15 protein-coding genes, 1 tRNA gene and 3 pseudogenes are annotated in these 17,446 nt (G+C 72.1%); 14 read left to right on the top strand and 5 right to left on the bottom strand.

All coding sequences use genetic code 11. The annotated features are described in order from the left end of the window. Positions 1-340 precede the first annotated feature (340 nt). Positions 341-516: pseudogene (locus tag ACTJK8_RS19830) on the top strand (LysR family transcriptional regulator); the annotation flags it as partial. 175 nt (positions 517-691) lie between these two features. On the opposite strand, the gene ACTJK8_RS19825 reads toward ACTJK8_RS19830, so the two are convergent. After that, positions 692-1,072, bottom strand: a complete 381-nt coding sequence (locus ACTJK8_RS19825; RefSeq protein ID WP_058607612.1) for a winged helix-turn-helix transcriptional regulator — start codon at positions 1,070-1,072, stop codon at positions 692-694. 139 nt (positions 1,073-1,211) lie between these two features. Here ACTJK8_RS19825 and ACTJK8_RS19820 point away from each other — a divergent pair, with 139 nt between their 5' ends. The 7 genes from ACTJK8_RS19820 (at position 1,212) to ACTJK8_RS19790 (ending at position 8,316) form a co-directional block, all read left to right on the top strand. After that, positions 1,212-1,613, top strand: coding sequence for a DoxX family protein (locus tag ACTJK8_RS19820; protein WP_440762399.1), 402 nt, complete (start codon positions 1,212-1,214; stop codon positions 1,611-1,613). Between the two features lie 69 nt (positions 1,614-1,682). After that, positions 1,683-2,063: a glutathione S-transferase N-terminal domain-containing protein gene (locus ACTJK8_RS19815; RefSeq protein ID WP_012318356.1), complete on the top strand. Its 381-nt coding sequence runs from the start codon at positions 1,683-1,685 to the stop codon at positions 2,061-2,063. Positions 2,064-2,081: 18 nt separating this feature from the next. Next, a complete protein-coding gene (locus tag ACTJK8_RS19810; RefSeq protein ID WP_058607609.1) occupies positions 2,082-2,693 on the top strand; it encodes a hemerythrin domain-containing protein in 612 nt (203 codons plus the stop codon). A gap of 341 nt (positions 2,694-3,034) precedes the next feature. Further along, positions 3,035-3,328, top strand: coding sequence for a hypothetical protein (locus tag ACTJK8_RS19805; RefSeq protein WP_182178437.1), 294 nt, complete (start codon positions 3,035-3,037; stop codon positions 3,326-3,328). Further along, complete coding sequence (locus tag ACTJK8_RS19800) at positions 3,316-3,954, top strand: TetR/AcrR family transcriptional regulator (protein WP_012318359.1); 639 nt, start codon at positions 3,316-3,318, stop codon at positions 3,952-3,954. The genes ACTJK8_RS19805 and ACTJK8_RS19800 overlap by 13 nt, the downstream gene beginning before the upstream one ends. Then, positions 3,951-5,180 carry an efflux RND transporter periplasmic adaptor subunit gene (locus tag ACTJK8_RS19795; RefSeq protein WP_012318360.1) on the top strand — a complete coding sequence of 410 codons (1,230 nt, stop codon included), beginning with the start codon at positions 3,951-3,953 and terminating at the stop codon, positions 5,178-5,180. Before ACTJK8_RS19800 ends, ACTJK8_RS19795 begins: the two co-directional genes overlap by 4 nt. 49 nt (positions 5,181-5,229) lie before the next feature. After that, entirely contained in the window at positions 5,230-8,316 is a 3,087-nt protein-coding gene (locus tag ACTJK8_RS19790) for an efflux RND transporter permease subunit (protein WP_012318361.1), read from the top strand. Positions 8,317-8,646: 330 nt separating this feature from the next. Here ACTJK8_RS19790 and ACTJK8_RS19785 read toward each other — a convergent pair. Together ACTJK8_RS19785 and arsH are read right to left on the bottom strand one after the other, a co-directional pair. Then, positions 8,647-9,148 (bottom strand): annotated as a pseudogene (locus tag ACTJK8_RS19785) (DUF6428 family protein). Positions 9,149-9,183: 35 nt separating this feature from the next. Next, positions 9,184-9,930 (bottom strand): arsenical resistance protein ArsH, encoded by a 747-nt coding sequence (gene arsH / locus ACTJK8_RS19780; RefSeq protein ID WP_024830578.1) that lies wholly within the window; start codon positions 9,928-9,930, stop codon positions 9,184-9,186. Between the two features lie 50 nt (positions 9,931-9,980). Here arsH and ACTJK8_RS19775 point away from each other — a divergent pair, with 50 nt between their 5' ends. The 4 genes from ACTJK8_RS19775 to ACTJK8_RS19760 are packed head-to-tail and all read left to right on the top strand — an operon-like array spanning position 9,981 to position 13,265. Then, positions 9,981-10,337: an ArsR/SmtB family transcription factor gene (locus ACTJK8_RS19775; RefSeq protein ID WP_024830577.1), complete on the top strand. Its 357-nt coding sequence runs from the start codon at positions 9,981-9,983 to the stop codon at positions 10,335-10,337. Beyond that, entirely contained in the window at positions 10,330-10,767 is a 438-nt protein-coding gene (gene arsC, locus ACTJK8_RS19770; RefSeq protein ID WP_024830576.1) for an arsenate reductase (glutaredoxin), read from the top strand. Before ACTJK8_RS19775 ends, arsC begins: the two co-directional genes overlap by 8 nt. A gap of 34 nt (positions 10,768-10,801) precedes the next feature. After that, positions 10,802-12,097 carry an arsenic transporter gene (locus ACTJK8_RS19765; RefSeq protein ID WP_127991258.1) on the top strand — a complete coding sequence of 432 codons (1,296 nt, stop codon included), beginning with the start codon at positions 10,802-10,804 and terminating at the stop codon, positions 12,095-12,097. 7 nt (positions 12,098-12,104) lie between these two features. Beyond that, complete coding sequence (locus ACTJK8_RS19760) at positions 12,105-13,265, top strand: MFS transporter (protein ID WP_059409576.1); 1,161 nt, start codon at positions 12,105-12,107, stop codon at positions 13,263-13,265. 937 nt (positions 13,266-14,202) lie between these two features. Here ACTJK8_RS19760 and ACTJK8_RS19755 read toward each other — a convergent pair. Beyond that, positions 14,203-15,492, bottom strand: coding sequence for a flavin monoamine oxidase family protein (locus tag ACTJK8_RS19755; protein WP_012318368.1), 1,290 nt, complete (start codon positions 15,490-15,492; stop codon positions 14,203-14,205). A gap of 59 nt (positions 15,493-15,551) precedes the next feature. After that, a pseudogene (locus ACTJK8_RS19750) lies at positions 15,552-15,809 on the bottom strand (transposase); the annotation flags it as partial. 502 nt (positions 15,810-16,311) lie between these two features. On the opposite strand from ACTJK8_RS19750, the gene ACTJK8_RS19745 reads away from it, so the two are divergent. Both ACTJK8_RS19745 and ACTJK8_RS19740 read left to right on the top strand, forming a co-directional pair. Further along, positions 16,312-16,387 (top strand) — tRNA-Ile (locus ACTJK8_RS19745). 265 nt (positions 16,388-16,652) lie between these two features. Further along, on the top strand, positions 16,653-17,446 hold a 794-nt coding region (locus ACTJK8_RS19740), incomplete at its 3' end, for an adenylate/guanylate cyclase domain-containing protein (protein WP_440762398.1).

Genomic DNA, 17,446 nt, shown 5'->3' with positions numbered 1-17,446 from the left:
GAACCCCGTCCGGCAGCACGGCGACGGCATGGTCACCGGGGCGGCTGTCCTGCCCGTACTGGACCTTCCCATACTGGACCTTCCCGTACTGGACCTTCCCGTACTGGACTTCCCGTGCGGGTCGGTGGCGACCGCGAGGGCGCGGACCCCGCGGTTGCCCACGAACGGCTCACGCGGGGCGATGCCGGGGACCGCCACATGTCGCGGCTCGCCCGTCGACATCGCCTCCACAGTCACGCGCCCGAGCCTCCGGCCCGGCACCCCGAACGTGGATGAGATCGCGTCGTGAGCTTGCCGGGACCGGACCCCGTCCACGCCGGGACGGTGGAGCGGCTGGGATGTGGACGGACCGCGGGCGTTCAACCGCATCGACCTCAACCGGAGCGCGGCGCTGGCCGGGCTCGGTCTCGCCTACCGCCCGGAGGATCTCGTGCTGGCCGAGATCGCCGGACCTGCCCGCGCCGTCGCCAGGCCGCGCCGGCCTTCGCGGTCGAGGCTTCCCGCCACCGGGGCTGATCGACGTTCCGGAGCCCAGTCATCGATCCGACGCGCGAGGCGGCGTCCGCGGGCCGTACCCCGGTCGAAGACGGGCAACCACGAACGCGGCGAACCGAACAGCCGTCGCGGGCCGGTCTCCGCCGGTCCGCTTCCGCGCGGTACGCGCGTCGAGGCAGACGGCGACCGTTCCGTCTCAGACAGCCTTCTCCTTCGCGTCGTAGGCAGTCTGAGCCGCATCGATCTGCGCCATGTTGTCGAACGCCCACGCCCCGAGGGCCTGGATCGGCCCCGCCAGGGAGTGCCCGAGTTCCGTCAGTTCATAATCGACCCGCGGCGGGATGGAGGGCGTCACCGTTCGCGTCACGAGCCCATCCCGCTCCAGATTCCGCAGAGTGAGGGTCAGCATCCGCTGGGAAATCCCCTCGACACCGCGCTTCAACTCGCTGAACCGACGCGACCGGTCGCGCAGGAGCATGATGACGAGGACGGTCCACTTGTCGCCGATGCGGGAAAGGATCTTCGAGACCCGCATGCATCCCGCCGAATGCTTGGAGCGATGGACAGTCACATCCATGTAACCTCGGTACCCTTCCTGTGCCGTCTTGCAGGAGGAGACGGGGCTCGTATCATAACGCGGTCACTAAACGAAACCGAGGCCTGCTAAGGAACCCACGCGCGGCTCCGGGCGCTCCGGTCACATCCAGGGTCCCGGCATGTCGCAGAGTCTCGCCCGCGCCGTCCGACCTTCGCGCGGTCGCAACATCGCCGCGTGGGTCCTGTCGGTGGCTCTGTCCGCCGCCTATCTGGCGGCCGGCGGCGCCAAGCTGGCCGGCGTGCCGATGATGGTCCAGACCTTCGATCAGATCGGCCTCGGGCAGTGGTTCCGCATCGCGACGGGCCTCGTCGAGGTCGTCGGCACCCTCGCGCTCCTGACACCCGGCTACGCCTTCCTCGGCGCCGTCTGGCTCGCCGCGACCATGGTGGGCGCGCTCCTCGCGCACCTCCTGGTGCTCCCGACCCCGGCGGCTCCCGCCTTCCTGCTGCTCAGCCTCGACGTCGTGCTCGCGTCGCTGCGCCGCGACCCGTCAGCCCGTCTCGTCCCACGCCCGCGGTAGGCCGCAGGGCCGGGCCGTCGCGCGCCAGCTGCCTACGACACCCGACCCCATCGCACAGGAAGTCCTACGATGACCGAGACACCGTTCGCGCCCGTCCTCTTCCTCAAGGCGGGCTGCCCCTTCTGCATGAAGGTGCGCCTGTTCCTCCTCGAGGCTGGACAACTCGACGGCGTCGTCCTGCGCGAGTTCGCGCCCGGCACCGAGGAGGAAACCGAGATCCGCGGCCTGCTCGGCCCGGTGGTCGAGACGGTCACCTTCCCGGCGGCCGAACTCACGCCCGGCAGCTTCACGACGGAGTCCGACGCCATCGTCGCGCACTTCGCGGCACGTGCGGGTGTCGAGCCGGCCGCCTTGCCCACCTACCAGTCCTACCTGAACGGCGTGTTCAAGAACCTCGGGGCGCTCTACCGGGAGAACATGGACCTCAAGAAGCGCCTCCCGCCGGCCTGACGGAGAACGGCACATCCGATGGCCCCCGACACGCCCGAAGCCGCCGCGCCGCCTGTCGAGGCGAGGCTTGGCCGCGCCCTCGATGGCATTCCCTTCCTGGACGATGCCACGCGCCCGAAGGCGCCGCCCATCCCCGGCGTGACCCCGGCCCAGCGGGCGCGGGGGCGGCGCCTGGCCCTGTATCATCGCCACCACCTCGCGGAGCTCGCCGCCGTTCGCGGCGCGCTCGACCGCTTCCTGGCGGGCACCGGCACCGTCGAGGCGGTGACGGACGGCGTGGCGTCGATGACGCTGACCGAGAACTACCGTGCCTTCGGCACCCTCTGCGGGCGCCAGTGCCACCTCCTCCAGATGCACCACGACATCGAGGAGGGCGACATGTACCCCAGGCTGCGGCGATCCGACGGCCTGCGCCGGGTCCTCGACCGCCTCGGCGCGGAGCACCGCACCGTGCACGCCCTCCTCGAACGCATCCGCGCCATCGTGCGGTCCGTCGCATCGGCCCCCACGCGGGAACAGGTCCTCGACCTCAGGGAGGTCTACGGGGTCTTCGAACGCGTCGTGATCTCGCACTTCGGGTACGAGGAGCGAGAGCTCGAAGAGGCCATCGGGTACTACGACGCCCTGTGACCGCGCCCGCGTGACCGCGCCCACGTGACCGCGCCCACGCGCGATGGCCCACGCGCGATGGAACGTCGGGCCCGACCGCGTGCATCGAGAGCCCGTCCGGCCTGGACGGCCCGCGGAGGTCGCGGTCCCTCAGCGCGCTCAGCGCCGGCGTCGGCCGACAGCCCCGGCGCGCATCCCGGCTGCTCGATCCGTCGGGGGACGAACACCGCCTCCGGCGACGGACTGGAGAGCAGGACCCCGGCACGCCGCGGCTGCGGGCCCCGGCACCAGTGAATGAACGTTCATTGACATGAGAATGAACGTTCACTAATGCTCCCGACGTGGCGCGGGAGACGCGAATGATGCACGGTTTCTCAGAGGCGCGGCCCGTCCACGGACCGGCCCCCGAGGCATGGGCCTGCCTGCGCTCCGTCGCGTTTGCGGCGTCGCGCCCGGCCAACCTGCTCGCCGTCCTCGTGGCGCTTCTGGGCTGGGCCGCACTGATCTCCTGGACCGGCAACGGCGCCGGGGGCTGGCAGGCCCGGACCTGCGCCGGTCTCGACGTGGTCTCGCGCGCCTGCGCCGAGATCCGCCCGATCCAGGACGCCGGCCGGGTCGTGCCCCATGCGGCGGAGCTGGCGTCGTGGACGCGGTGACCGGCGCCGTCGTCGAGGTCCGCGACGTCCAGGCGGCGCGGCGCGAACAGATCCTCGACGCGGCCGAGGCCTGCTTCGTCCGGAACGGCTTCCACCGCACCACGATGTCGGACCTCGCCCGCGAGGCCGCGATGAGCCAGGGCAACTTCTACCGCTACTTCGCCTCGAAGGAGGACATCGTCCTGGCGATGGCGGAGCGCGACCGCGCCCGCGGCGCCGCCCTGGTCGCCGAGATGGAGCGGGACGGCGACCGCCGCGCGTCCCTGAACGGCATCCTCGAACGGTTCTTCACCGGCATCACCCGCGAGGCCGCGGTGCTGCGCCTCGACCTCTGGGCGGAAACCACGCGGAACCCCGCCATCGCCGCGCTGGTCGACCGCAGCGAGGCCGAGGCCCGCGCGTGGCTGTGCGGGATGTTCGCGGCGCTCGCCGCCTCGCCGGATTGCGACCCCGCGTCGATGTTCGAGGCGATCAACCCGCTGATGAAGGGCATCGTCGTCGGCCGCGCCATCCTGCCGGGCTACGACCCGGCCCCCGCCGTCGCCCACCTCCAGGCCCTGATCGAGGCGGGCCTGAACGGCGCGCTGCCGCGGGTCACCACCGCCGTTCCGGAGACCGGCCGATGACCCGCGCCGCCGTCCTCGTCGCCCCCGCGCTGCTGGCGCTCGGCCTGTCGGCCGCCTCCGCCCGCGACGAGGCCGCCGCCGCGCTCAAGCCGTTGCCCGCGCCCGCGGTCAGCGTCGTCGAGGCGACGCGGCGCGAGACCGTGGAGACCGTGACGGTGACCGGGACCCTGGTGCCCCGCGACGAGATCCTGGTGACGCCCGAGATCGACGGCTACCGGGTCACCGAGGTGCTGGTCGAGGAGGGCGCGCGCGTCACCAAGGGTCAGGTGCTCGCGCGCCTCGCCCGCGACCTCATCGACCGCCAGATCGCCCAGCAGGACGCGGTGGTGGCCAAGGCCGAGGCCGCCGTGCCCCAGTCCCAGAGCAGCATCGAGCAGGCCGAGGCCGCCGCGACCGAGGCCCGGCTCAGCCTGGATCGGGCCAAGACGCTCATATCCACGGGCAACACCACCGCCGTGGTGATGGAGACCCGGACCTCTGCCCTGCGCCAGGCCGAGGGCCGGCTCGCCTTCGCCCGCAACGGGCTGGCCATGGCCAGGGCCGACCTCGCCCAGGCCCGCGCCGTGCGCGACGAGCTGTCCCTGCGGCTGGCCCGCACGGAGATCCGCGCTCCCGTGGACGGCATCGTCAGCCGCCGCACCGCCCGGGTCGGCCTCGCCGCCTCGGCCGCGTCCGAGCCCCTGTTCCGCCTGATCGCCCGCGGCGAGATCGAGCTCGAGGGCGAGATCGTCGAGACCAAGCTGCCCCTGCTGCGCGAGGGCGCCCCGGCCTGGATCGATCTCGGCGAGAGCGGCCGCGTCGCGGGCCGCGTGCGGGCCGTCTACCCCGAGGTCGACAAGGCCACCCGCCTTGGCAAGGTGCGCGTGCGCCTCGATCCCGACCCGCGCCTGCGCATCGGGACCTTCGCCCGCGGCGGGGTCGAGCTCGGCCGCAGCCGCGGCGTGAGCGTCCCCCAGGCCTCCGTGCTCTACGGCGGCGGACGCCGCAGCGTGCTCGCTGTCGCCGGCGACCGGGTCGAGGACCGCACCGTGCGCACCGGCATCGCCGACGAGGACACCATCGAGATCCGCGCAGGCCTCAACGAGGGCGAGCGCGTCGTGGCCCGGGCCGGCTCGTTCCTGCGTGACGGCGACCGGGTCCGGCCGGTCCTCGAGGCCCCGCCCCCCGCGCCCGCGGTCGCCGCGGTGCCCGCGCCGCGGGACACCGCCGAAGCCGGCGTGCCTTAAGCCGGCGTCCCCACACCCATCCCGACGTCACGAGAGCCAGGGCCGCCCGATGCGCCTGAACGTCTCCGCCTGGGCGATCCGCAATCCCATCGCGCCCCTCGTCCTGTTCCTGGTGCTGGTCGTGCTCGGCCTCGTCAGCTTCCGCGGGCTCGCGGTGACGAAGATGCCCAACGTCGACGTGCCCATCGTCTCGGTGGCGATCACCCAGTCGGGTGCGGCACCGTCCGAGTTGCAGACCCAGGTCACCAAGTGGGTCGAGGACTCGATCGCCGGCGTGCGGGGCGTCAAGCACATCACCTCGGCCATCACCGAGGGCTCCTCGGTGACCACGGTCGAGTTCCGGCTGGAGGTGAACACCGACCGCGCCGTCAACGACGTGAAGGACGCGGTCTCGAAGATCCGCATCAACCTGCCCCGCACCATCGACGAGCCGGTGATCAGCCGCGTCGAGATCGCCGGCCTGCCGATCCTCGTCTACGGCGTGAAGGCGCCCGCGATGACGCCCGCCGACCTCTCCTGGCTGGTCGAGGACAAGATCGCCCGCGCGCTCCAGGGCGTGAAGGGCGTGGGCGGCGTCGAGCGGGTCGGCGGCGTCGCGCGCGAGGTCCGGGTCGTGCTCCAGCCGGACCGGCTGCTGTCGCTCGGGATCACCGCCGCGGACGTGAACCGGCAGCTGCGCCTCACCTCCGCCGACATGGCGGGCGGGCGCGGCGAGGTCGGCGGGCGCGAGCAGTCGATCCGGACGCTCGCCGCGTCGCGCACCCTGCGCGACCTCAAGGCCACCGCCATCGTCCTGCCGGGCGGCCGCAAGGTCCGGCTCGACGACCTCGCACGCGTCGAGGACGGTATCGAGGAGCCGCGCACCTTCGCGCGCTTCAACGGCGAGCCGGTGGTCGCCTTCGCGGTCTCGCGCGGTGCGGGCGCCAGCGACGCCGAGGTCGCGGCCGGGGTGCAGAGGAAGATCGCCGAGTTCCAGGCGAGCTATCCCGATCTGCAGTTCGAGCTGATCGATTCGTCGGTCTCGTCGACCATCGGCTCCTACGATTCCGCCATGCACACCCTGATCGAGGGGGCGCTCCTCGCGGTCATCGTGGTGCTGCTGTTCCTGCGCGACTGGCGCGCCACGCTCATCGCGGCGGTGGCGCTGCCCCTCTCGGTCTTCCCGACCTTCTGGGCGATGGACGCGCTGGGCTTCACGCTGAACGGCATCAGCCTGCTCGCGATCACGCTGGTGACCGGCATCCTCGTGGACGACGCCATCGTCGAGATCGAGAACGTCGTCCGGCACATGCGGCTGGGCAAGTCGCCCTACCGAGCGGCCATCGAGGGCGCCGACGAGATCGGCCTCGCGGTCATCGCCATCACGGCGACCCTGATCGCCGTTTTCGCCCCGGTCTCGTTCATGCCGGGCATCGCCGGCCGCTACTTCATCCAGTTCGGCCTCACCATCGCGGTCTCGGTGTTCATGTCGCTGCTCGTGGCGCGCCTCATCACCCCGATGCTCGCCGCCTACTTCCTGCGCGACCGCGGCCACCACGACGAGCGCGAGGGACCGGTCATGCGGGCCTATACGCGCCTCGTCGGCTGGTCGGTACGCCACCGGGTCGTCACGCTGTTCGCCGGCCTCGCGCTGTTCGCCGCCTCCATCGCGTCGACGGGCCTGCTGCCCTCGGGCTTCATCCCGAAGCAGGACAATGCCCGCACGCTGTTCATGGTCGAGCTGGCGCCGGGCGCGAAGCTCGCCGACACGGTGGCGGTGTCCGACCGGGTGGTCTCGCGCATCCGGGCGCTGCCCGAGGTGACCTCGGTCTTCGTCGACGGCGGACGGCAGGTCGGCGGCAAGAAGGAGACCCGGCTCGCGACCCTGACCGTCAACCTCACGCCGAAGGCCGCGCGCGCCAAGCGCCAGTGGACGGTCGAGGCCGAGATCGCGGCCCTGCTCGCCGAGGAGCCCGACATCCGGTCCTGGACCCTGCGCGACAGCGGCCAGCGCGACCTCGCCCTGGTGGTGAGCGGTCCCGACGCCGACGTCGTCACGGAGGTCGCCGCGCGGCTGCAGCGCGACATGGCCGCCATCCCGCACCTCGTGGCGGTGATGTCGACGGCGCCGCTGAACCGGACGGAGGTCCGCATCCGGCCGAAGGAGGGCGTGGCGGCCGATCTCGGCGTCTCGACCGACGCCATCGCGGAGACCGTCCGGGTCGGGACCATCGGCGACATCGGCCTGAACCTCGCGAAGTTCAACGCCGCGGACCGCCAGGTGCCGATCCGGGTGCAACTGCCCGAGAGCGCCCGCGGCGCCGTCTCACGGCTGGAGAACCTGAAAGTGCCGGCCAAGAACGGGGCCGCCGTGCCGCTGGCGGTCGTGGCCGACATCGAGCTCGACCAGGGACCCGGCGCCATCGACCGCTACGACCGGGCGGTGCGCGTGGCCGTCGAGGCCAACATGGAGAACTCGGAGGCCCTCGGGACGCTCATCGCCGAGGCGCTGCGGACGCCGACGGCCAGGACTCTGCCGCCGGGGGTGACCATCAAGCAGACCGGCGACGCCGAGATCATGGGCGAGGTGTTCTCGGGCTTCCTGATGGCGATGGGCGCCGGCATCATGATGGTCTACGCGGTGCTCGTCCTGCTGTTCGGCTCGTTCCTGCAGCCGCTGACCATCCTGTTCTCGCTGCCTCTGTCCGTCGGCGGCGCCATCCTCGGCCTGCTCCTCTTCCAGATGCCGATCTCGATGCCGGTCGTCATCGGCATCCTGATGCTGATGGGACTGGTCACGAAGAACGCGATCATGCTGGTCGACTTCGCGGTCGAGGAGATGGGCCGCGGCGTCGACCGGGTCACCGCCATCGTCGAGGCCGGCCGCAAGCGGGCGCGGCCCATCGTGATGACGACCATCGCGATGGCGGCGGGCATGGTCCCGTCCGCCATGGCGCTCGGGGTCGGCGGCGAGTTCCGGGCGCCGATGGCGGTGGCGGTCATCGCCGGCCTCATCGTCTCGACCCTGCTCTCCCTCGTCTTCGTCCCGGCCGTGTTCCTGCTGATGGACAGCCTGGGCCGACTGCTCGGCCGACTGCTCGGCCGCTTCGTCGGCCCGCGGGACGAGGCGTGCGGCCACGCGGCGGCGACGCCGTGAGCCACCCCTCCGCCCCACGTTACAACGGAATCCGATGACCGCTCCCGCCTAGCGGCCCCGTTCGCCTCGGTGACCGCCGCCGCGTCCGGCCGAGCCGTTCGGGACTTGGCTCACGGGAGACGGTCGCGCCCGGGTCCGGACCGAGCGGTGCGGATCCGACGCGTCCCGCCTGTGTGGCTTCATCGTCTGGGGTAGAGACCCGTTCGACGGGAGCGGCAGGCCGAAGGTCGACCAATCCAACCCGAACCCGGCTTGGCAAGCCCGACCCCGCCCGGCCACCGGACGCGTGCGCCGCGCCCTTGTGCCGACGGTCGTCGAAGGGGCAGCCCCTCAGCAGCAGCGCGCGTCGTCTCGCCGCTTCGCCTCCAGCCATCGATCACGATGGCTTGCAGCTCGCCACGCGCGGCGCCAGGGCCACGGTCAGCACATCTCCTGACCGGACGGGGGCGCCAGCGCGATGGAGCTGCATCGGCGCGACTCCGTCGCTGACCTCGAAGGTGAGCCGGGCGCCCGGGTCGAGGCCGACGTGCTCCGACACCGTGCGGATGATCTCCGCGACCTTGCCGGCGGTCATGTGGGTGCGGTCGCCGTCGACCACGTCCCAGAGCTGGACGAAGATCTCCGACCAGGCTTCCGGGTTGGCCCCGCAGTCGAGGGCGGCGAACTGCCCGGCCTTCACCTCGGTGACATGATAGCCGCGCTCGATCGTCCGGCCGGCGTAGCTGAACACCAGGGGCGCGGCCGGCTGCGCGTCGCAAGCGGCGAGCAGGGCACCCAGCGGAATGTCCGTGGCGGCCGGCGCCATCCGGTCCGGGCGTTCAAGGGTCGGCATCGGCGCGCTCCACGGGTCGTTTCTCGGGAGAGGTCTCAGCGCTTTACAAAGCCGATATCGGCGGCCACCGCGCTCAGCCGCTCCGGCTCGCGCTCCTTCCGCTCGCTGTAGCGGTCCACCAGGTCGTCGGCCCGCTCGCGGGTCAGGAGCGTGAACTTCATCAACTCCTCGCACACGTCCACGACGCGCTCGTAGAGCGGCCCCGGCTTCATCCGGCCGGCGTCGTCGAACTCCTTGTAGGCCATCGGCACGGACGACTGGTTCGGGATGGTGATCATACGCATCCAGCGGCCGAGCAGGCGCAGGCTGTTCACGGCGTTGAAGCTCTGCGACCCGCCGGACACCTGCATGACGGCGAGGGTGCGCCCCTGGGTCGGTCGCACGCTGCCCTCGGAGAGGGGCAGCCAGTCGATCTGGCTCTTCATCACGCCGGTCAGGTTGCCGTGCCGCTCGGGCGACACCCACACCTGTCCCTCGGACCAGATCGACAGGGCGCGCAGCTCCTGCACCTTCGGGTGGTCGGCGGTCGTGTCGTCGGGCAGGGGCAGACCGCGGGCGTCGTAGATCCGCACCTCGCCACCCATGGCTTCGAGCAGCCGAGCGGCCTCGTAGGCGAGGAACCGACTGAACGAGCGCTCGCGCAGGGAGCCATAGAGGATCAGGAACCGGGGCGCATGGGTGAACGGCGCGGCCGAATCCGCGCTGGCGCGGGTCGGCACCACGAAGTGCGTCTGGCTCAAGTTCGGCAGGCCATCGGTGAAGGGCTGTGCAGGCTTGTCCAAGGATCGGCCTTCTTGTACTTTCAAACGGTAATTTGAAGATTGTAACGAAAATGGACGAGCCGCAAGCCCTCGCCGCGTTCGCGGCCCTCGCCCAGGAACATCGCCTGCGCCTGGTGCGGGCGCTCGTGACCGCCGGTCCGGACGGCCTGGCCTCCGGCGCGCTGGCCGAGGCGGTCGGCGTCTCCGCCGCCACCGTCTCCCATCACCTCAAGGAGCTGAGCCACGCCGGGCTGGTCGCCTCGCGGCGCGAGGGCCGCTCGATCATCTACAGCGCCGCCTACCCGGCGCTGTCCGACCTGATCGCCTTCCTGATGAAAGACTGCTGCCAGGGCCGCCCGGAAGTCTGCGCTCCGGCGATGGCCGCGCTGGCAACCTGCTGCCCCCCCGGAGAAACCGCCCATGGCTGAGCCGTTCGATGTCGTGATCTACCACAACCCCGCGTGCGGCACGTCCCGCAACACCCTGGCGATGATCCGCAACGCCGGCATCGAGCCGCATGTGGTCGAGTACGTCAAAACCCCGCCCGCGCGGGCGCTGCTGGTGCAGCTCCTCGCCCGCGCCGGCCTGAGCGTCCGCGACGTGCTCCGGGAGAAGGGCACGCCGTTCGCCGAACTGAAGCTCGGTGATCCGACGCTGACCGAGGAGCAGCTGCTCGATGCCATCGAGGCGCACCCGATCCTCATCAACCGCCCGCTGGTGGTGACGCCCAAGGGCGTGCGCCTCTGCCGGCCCTCCGAAGCCGTGCTGGATCTCCTGCCGGTGCAGCGGGGCGAATTCGTCAAAGAGGACGGCGAGCGGGTGGTGGACGAGCACGGCCGCCGCATCGCCACCGCCTGAGCCTCACGCCGAACCATAAGAAGAAACCGCCCGGATGCTCGCGCTCGCCATCTTCCTTGCCACCCTCGTCTTCGTCATCTGGCAGCCCAGGGGCCTCGGGATCGGGTGGAGCGCCTTGGCCGGCGCGGGCGTCGCCCTCGCCACGGGGGTGATCCATCCGGGCGATGTTCCGGCGGTCTGGCACATCGTTTGGGACGCGACGTTCACCTTCGTGGCGCTGATCATCATCTCGCTGCTGCTCGATGAGGCCGGGTTCTTCCACTGGGCGGCCCTGCACGTCGCCCGTTGGGGCGGTGGCCGGGGCCGGCGGCTGTTTCCGCTGGTCGTGCTCCTCGGCGCCGCCATCGCGGCGGTGTTCGCCAACGACGGCGCCGCGCTGCTGCTCACCCCGATCGTGCTGGCGATCCTGCTCCGGCTCGACTTCACGCCGGCGGCGGCCCTGGCGTTCATCGTCGCCTGCGGGTTCGTGGCGGACAGCACCTCCCTGCCGCTGGTGATCTCCAACCTCGTCAACATCGTCTCCGCCAACTTCTTCGACGTGACCTTCGGCCGGTACGCGGCCGTGATGGTGCCGGTGAACCTGGTCTCCCTGACCGCGACGCTGGTGGTGCTCCGGGCCTACTTCCGGCGCGACGTGCCGGCGGCCTACCCGGTGGCTGCGCTGGAGCGTCCGGCCGGCGCGATCCGCGACCCGCTGGTGTTCCGGGCGGCGTTCCCGCTGCTCGGCGCGCTCCTGCTCGCCTACTTCGTCACCGCGCCGTTCGGCGTGCCGGTCTCGGCCGTCACCTGCGCCGGCGCGGCCCTGCTCCTGCTGCTCGCCGGCCGGGGCCGGATCATCCCGATCCGCAAGGTGCTCACCGGCGCCCCCTGGCAGATCGTCCTGTTCAGCCTCGGCATGTACCTCGTGGTCTACGGCCTGCGGAACGCCGGCCTGACCGACGAGCTGGCGAAGGGCCTGGTCTGGCTCGCCGGACACGGCCCGTGGGTCGCCACCATCGGCACCGGCTTTGCGGCGGCCGTTCTGTCGTCGGTGATGAACAACATGCCGAGCGTGCTGATCGGAGCGCTCTCGATCCAGCAGGCCCCGGACCTGTCTCCGCTGACCCGCGAGCTGATGGTCTACGCCAACGTGATCGGCTGCGACCTCGGCCCGAAATTCACGCCGATCGGCAGCCTCGCCACCTTGCTCTGGCTGCACGTCCTCGCCAGCAAGGGTCAGAGGATCACCTGGGGCCAGTACATGAAGGTCGGCCTGGTCATCACCCCGCCCGTGCTGCTGATCACGCTGCTGGCGCTGGCGGCCTGGCTACCGCTGCTCGGCACCTGGTAGGCGGCCCGTGTCCGAGGCTCGCCGCTGGCCGGTGATCTCCGCCCTCGGCGTGGTGCAGATCCTCACCTGGGGGTCGTCGTTCTACCTGCCGGCGGTGCTCGCCGGCCCGGTCGCGGACAGCACCGGCTGGCCGCTCGCCTGGGTGGTCGGTGGCCTGTCCCTCGGCCTGCTGGTCGCCGCGTTCGCCTCGCCGCATGTCGGCGCCGCGATCCACCGCCACGGCGGTCGCCCGGTGCTGGCGCTGGCAGCCCTGCTGCTTGCGGCCGGGCTGACCACGCTGGCGCTCGCGCCGGCGCTGCCGGTCTACCTGGCCGGCTGGCTGCTCCTGGGCCTCGGCATGGGCTGCGGGTTGTACGACCCGGCGTTCGCGACACTCGGCCGGCTCTACGGCGCTGCGGCGCGGCCGGCGATCACGAGCCTGACGCTGTGGGGCGGGTTCGCCAGCACCGTGTGCTGGCCGCTGTCGGCGTTCCTGGTCGCGCATGCCGGCTGGCGGGGGGCGTGCCTCGCCTACGCCGGCCTGCACCTCGCGGTGACGCTGCCGCTGGTGCTACGGCTGATCCCGAAGGCCCCGGCGCTGCCAGCGGCGGCACATCACCAAGCCGGCGCCGGCCCGCTGACGACTCCGGAGCGGCGGGCGTTCCTGCTGTTCGCCGGGGTCCTGGTGCTCGGCGGCGCGATCATGGCGCTGGTGTCGGTCCACCTGATTACCCTCTTGCAGGCGCGCGGCGTAGCGCTCGCTTCGGCGGTCACCTACGGGGCGCTGATCGGCCCGGCGCAGGTCGGTGCCCGCATCGTGGAGATGTCCTTCAAGGGGCGGCACCATCCGCTGTGGACGCTGACCGCCGCGTTCGCTCTGGTCGCCCTCGGCGTGGCCCTGCTCGCGTTCGGCCTGCCCGGCGTGGGGCTCTGGCTGGTGCTCTACGGCGGCGGCAACGGGATCTACTCGATCGCGCGGGGCACGGTGCCCTTGGCGCTGTTCGGCTCCGTGCGCTACCCGCTGGTGGTCGGCCGATTGGCCCGGCCGGGCCTGATCGCGCAGGCTCTGGCTCCCCCAGCCGGCGCGGTGGTGCTCACCCATGCCGGCCCGGATGCGCTGTGGTGGTTGCTGCTCGCTCTCGCGCTCGCCAATCTCGGGCTGGTCGGCGCGCTCTGGCGGACACGGTAGTTGATCTCACCGCGCCATCCGCCTCCCTCCCCGATCCGACCCCTCCACCGGCCGGCCTCGGTCGGAAGCGGAACCTTCCCCACGGGACGCCAGGGGTGCGTTCGGTCACCGCCCATCGCTGCCGTTCGAGTCCGCGGCCTGGGATCATCCCGCCGTCTGGCCGCCGCCGGCTGCCCTGCCGCCAAGCCAGGACCGTCACGGCGACCGGCGACCCGCCGAGGACCATGGTGGCGATGCCGATGACCGCCGTCGCGACCGGTGTCGCGATGAGGAGGCCGTAGAGGCGCGACCCGGGGAGCAGGATGAGGCACAGGGCGGTGACGCCGACCTACGTGACCGTCTCCGGGAGCGGCCGCAGGCAGGTGACAGGCAGGGGAGCACCGCGAGCTGCCCGAGGAAGAACCGCCAGGGGCCGAGCATCCCGAGGGGACCGTCCGGCGGCGGGTGACCCGGAACACCGTTCCACTCTCGGCCGATCCGCGCTCGGACGGCATCGTGGCCGAGGACATGACCGCGGTCCGGATCGGGCCGGACATGCGCATGGCCGCCGCCCCCTCGTGTCTCGCCGGGCGAGCCAAGCCGCGGCGCCCGGAGGACCTCACCGCCCGCGCCTGCATCAACCAACGCCTGCCGACACAAGGCGGATTCCACGCCCGGGAGTTCGGGAAGGACGGGCGCGAACCGAGGGTGCGGGTCGAGGGGCCGTTGGTGTTCAACACCGAGGCGCTGCGCTCCTCCAGGCAGCCCTGGACGGGTTCGAGATCGCCTACCTGTAGGACGGCGAGCGGGCGCACCGGGAGGCCGGACCCCTCGTCCGGGTGCGGGAGGACTGGTGCGGCCCGTTCCCCGGCCGTCACCTCCACTTCCCGAGCCGGCGCGGGCCGGAGCCGGCGCTGGCCGTGCTGGTCGAGGCGCTGCGCGACCGCGACCGAGCTCGCTATCCGGCCGCCCGCGGCCCCGCGGCGGGGGCGACGCGCCGCCCGGAACGGGCCCGTTCCCGAAGCGCAACCAGGGCCTCGTCGGCGGCCCTCTGCCCGCTGTCGTGGGCCCCGTGGGCGGTCGTGAAGTCGAAGGGGTGGGTCGCCTCGCCGGCGAAGAACAGCCGGTCCTCGAAGGGCCGGGCCAGCCGTGCCCGTGCCTCGGATCGGCCCGGCACGGCGCAGCTATACGCGCCGCCGATGGACGCCATCCGGCTCCACGACGTCGCCGCCAGCGGCCGGATGGCCGACGCCACGTCGTTGCCGAACAGGGCGGCCAGTTCCGCCGCGACGTGGGCGAAGCCGGCGGAGGGGCCCTCCTCCTCCACGAGGCGGGCACCGTCGCCCCCGAGGAACGCCTCGATCACCGGCCAGCCGTTGGGTCGGATGGAATAGGCGGCAGACCTCGGGTCACGCAGGTTTCCGTAGGCGTGAGTGCCCGGTCCGAACGCGGTGTCGCGACCGATCTCCAGAAAGATCTTCTCGTTGCGACCCAGCGGCAGGGCGGCGGCCGCCTCGCGCCAGGGGTCGACCTCGGCGGGAAGGCGGATCGCGTCGCCGGCCAGGATTGCGGTCGAGACCGTGAGGATGGCCGCCCCGGCGCGGACGGTGCCGGCGCGGGTGGCGACGGCGACGCCGTCCGCCGTCACGTCGATCCGCTCGGCGGGGGTGCCCAGCCGCAGCGTCGTCGAGGACGGCAGACTGGCGGCGACGAGCGTGCCGTAGCCGAGCGGCAGGTGCCAGTTCCGGCCGGTCGAGGCATCGTCGTAGGCGAGGTAATCGGTGGCCGAGATCTGCTCGGGCCCCACGCCGCTCATGAACCCGGCGATGGCCCGGACGTAGGCGTTCCAGGCGCCGCCGGGCGCGAGGGCATCGCTGGCCCGGTCGCTGCCCGCCGCGACCGTGCGGAGCCGCTCCTCCCACTCGCCGTACGCCTTCCGCGCCGCCGCCTGGTCGTCCTCGTCCTCGGCGATGCTCGGGTGTGCCTTCGCCCATGGCGGGTCGCCGCGATCGACCGGGAAGCCCGATGCCTCGGCGATGCCGACCCACGCGTTGCGGTCGCCCGAGTGGAGCCACTCGCAGCCGAGGTCGAGCGGGTAGCCCCCGAGATCCTGCGTGTACGCGCGGCCCCCGAGACGCGCGGATGCCTCGACCAGCAAGGCCGATGCGCCGCCGTCCGCGAGCCTCCGCGCGGCGCCGATGCCGGCGGCGCCGCCCCCTACGATGATGACGTCGAACCCGCTGGTCATGAGATCTGGAGACAGGGACAAAACCGTTCGGCCTGAGCGTGGCAGACGAGGGCGCAGGCGAGCATCGCCCGGTGCAGCGCGGCCCAGACCCTGGGCGCCTGCCATACGCCCGGTCGCCGCCCGCGCGTCTTGCCGCCGCGGCCAACCCCCGCGCGCGGCAGGTGCCTCCACGGCGGTCCCGCGCGCCGGACCAGGACGATACCGGCCGCCCCGGCTCGATCCGCCACGCGCGGCCGACCATCCATCAGCTTTCCAGGCTCCGGCGGCAGAAGCGGCTCCACGACGGCCCAAAGGTCGCCAGGCAGGAGAGCGTCCATGACCTCTCAACTCGACCAGACCGGTTTTGTCCCACGCCGCGAGGCTTCGACGTTGTAGCACCCGCCGAGGCTGGAGATCTCGGTCGGCTCCCCCCGCCGCCTCTCGGATGGCTTCGGAGGCCGGTAAAAGTTTTCGCCTTCTCGAAGCCGACGAGCGCCGGGAAGCGGCCGTCGCCGCGGCCGTCGATCCTCACGAACGGCTCCTCCCGATCCTCCTGTGGGCGGGCTCACCTGGAAGAGGGCAGCCCCCATAGGAGGATCGCCACCGCCGTGCTCGGTGGGCAGCCGTTCCGCGGACCGGCGATGCCGTGCTGTCCCATCGCCCGCCACGCGACGCTCGACCGGTCACGAGGTCGGGACTCGGTTACCGACCCGAGTGCTGCCGGAGCCGGGATGGTCCGCGCCTGTTCCAGCGCACGGGAATGGACCGGAATGAGGGGGAAACCGGGGTGACGAGACGGGACGGTTCGGGTATCGCTTCTCTAGGCGTCTCCGCTCTGTCGGGCCTGTAGCTCAATGGTTAGAGCCGGCCGCTCATAACGGTCTGGTTGCAGGTTCGAGTCCTGCCGGGCCCACCAGCCTCCCGCGGTCGCGCGGGATCCGCCGGGTGGCAGGTCCCAGGCCCCGGATCGGACGCGCGCCGCGCCGCCTGTGGCCGCGCGGCGACACAGGCCGACGACGTCCTGTGGACGGCGCGAATCGTTCCGGATCGGTCACGGTTGAGCGACCAGTCTGCGGCCCCGACCCACCCGTCGCGGCGCGCGTCCGCCCTCTCGCCTTCGCCCACCGCCATCGCGTAGGTCCAACCGTGCCCGCCGCCACGCTCGACCTCGCCGACAGCCCATGCTCCCACAGTACCGCTGGCTCTGGGCCCTGACTCTCCTCCTCGCCTCCGGCGGGGCGGGTCTCCTCTACAACCTTCTCTTCGTCGGCGGGGCCTCGATGCTCGCCGGCCTCGTCTACGCCCTAGCGGTGGGCGGGACGGTGCTGGCCTTCGTGCCGGGCCTGGCCCTGTCGGGGCTGCAGACGCGGCTGCGCCGCCTGCCGGCGCTGGTCTACATGCTCGCGGCCGAGCTGCTGTACGTGGTGCTGATCACGCTCGGCTGCGCCCTCGGCGGGCTGGTCGTCTGGGCCTTCGGCCTCACCGGCGACAGCCTGTCCACGGCGGTGCGGATCACGCCGCGCTTCCTCGCCTACTCGCTGGCCGTGTCGGCCCTGCTGGTCTTCGTCATGCGCATGCGCGACCTGATCGGCGGCGAGGTGTTCGTGAACTTCATGATCGGCCGCTACCACAAGCCGGTGCAGGAGGAGCGGATCTTCCTGTTCCTCGACGTCGTCGGCTCCACGGCCTTCGCGGAGACCCACGGCGACCTGCGCGCCCAGGCCTATCTCAGCGCGGTGTTCGCGACCTTGGCCGAGCCGGTGCGGCGCAACGCCGGCTCCACGGACGACTTCATCGGCGACCTCGCGATGATCACGTGGCCGATGAAGCGCGGCCTGAAGGACGCGCGCTGCGTGACCTGCGTGTTCGAGGTGCTCGACCGGATCGAGGCGGACGCCGCGGCCTGGCAAGCCCGGTTCGGCACGGTGCCGCGGCTGCGGGCGGCCCTGCACGGCGGCTCGGTGGTCACGGCCGA

Origin of the sequence: Methylobacterium sp. 22177 (genome assembly GCF_052045615.1) — a bacterium.
Lineage (GTDB): Bacteria > Pseudomonadota > Alphaproteobacteria > Rhizobiales > Beijerinckiaceae > Methylobacterium > Methylobacterium radiotolerans.
The sequence above is the reverse complement of the archived record's forward strand: the minus strand, read 5'-3'. Positions and strand labels throughout refer to the sequence as shown.

Coding starts and splice junctions, on each gene's coding strand:
- ACTJK8_RS19820 (WP_440762399.1), top strand. CDS start 1,212: ATGTCGCAGAGTCTCGCCCGCGCCGTCCGACCTTCGCGCGGTCGCAAC.
- ACTJK8_RS19765 (WP_127991258.1), top strand. CDS start 10,802: ATGCTCGCGCTCGCCATCTTCCTTGCCACCCTCGTCTTCGTCATCTGG.
- ACTJK8_RS19755 (WP_012318368.1), bottom strand. CDS start 15,492: ATGACCAGCGGGTTCGACGTCATCATCGTAGGGGGCGGCGCCGCCGGC.
- ACTJK8_RS19815 (WP_012318356.1), top strand. CDS start 1,683: ATGACCGAGACACCGTTCGCGCCCGTCCTCTTCCTCAAGGCGGGCTGC.
- ACTJK8_RS19775 (WP_024830577.1), top strand. CDS start 9,981: ATGGACGAGCCGCAAGCCCTCGCCGCGTTCGCGGCCCTCGCCCAGGAA.
- ACTJK8_RS19810 (WP_058607609.1), top strand. CDS start 2,082: ATGGCCCCCGACACGCCCGAAGCCGCCGCGCCGCCTGTCGAGGCGAGG.
- ACTJK8_RS19795 (WP_012318360.1), top strand. CDS start 3,951: ATGACCCGCGCCGCCGTCCTCGTCGCCCCCGCGCTGCTGGCGCTCGGC.
- ACTJK8_RS19790 (WP_012318361.1), top strand. CDS start 5,230: ATGCGCCTGAACGTCTCCGCCTGGGCGATCCGCAATCCCATCGCGCCC.
- arsC (WP_024830576.1), top strand. CDS start 10,330: ATGGCTGAGCCGTTCGATGTCGTGATCTACCACAACCCCGCGTGCGGC.
- ACTJK8_RS19825 (WP_058607612.1), bottom strand. CDS start 1,072: ATGGATGTGACTGTCCATCGCTCCAAGCATTCGGCGGGATGCATGCGG.
- ACTJK8_RS19805 (WP_182178437.1), top strand. CDS start 3,035: ATGCACGGTTTCTCAGAGGCGCGGCCCGTCCACGGACCGGCCCCCGAG.